This window comes from Herbidospora sp. RD11066, assembly GCF_054661255.1.
Genome location: NZ_BAAGDO010000100.1, coordinates 1 through 287, shown reverse-complemented (window position 1 = coordinate 287; position 287 = coordinate 1). Strand labels below are relative to the sequence as shown.

Genomic DNA, 287 nt, shown 5'->3' with positions numbered 1-287 from the left:
GCAAAGCTCCACGAAGATTTGCCCGGGTGAACTCACATTCACGCAATGTTGCATTGTGAAAAATGGTATTTTCAGCATCTACATCCCGAAATTTGGCACAATGAAGGTCAGCACGTGAGAAGAAAACATTTTTCAGGCATGCAAAGCTGAAGTCCACATATGACAAGTCCAGTTTTGAAAGATCGAGGCCAGAGAGATTTACTCCTCTTAACCTGACTTTTTCAGATTGTACACATTTGATAATATCAGTGCGTGTTAACTCGGTATCCGTCTCTTCATCATTCCCC

Annotated in this window: 1 protein-coding gene; it reads right to left on the bottom strand. The window is 42.2% G+C overall.

Annotated elements, in window-relative coordinates:
• The coding region (locus ACYQ78_RS39455) for a pentapeptide repeat-containing protein (RefSeq protein WP_459806114.1) at positions 1 to 287 on the bottom strand (287 nt) is incomplete at both ends.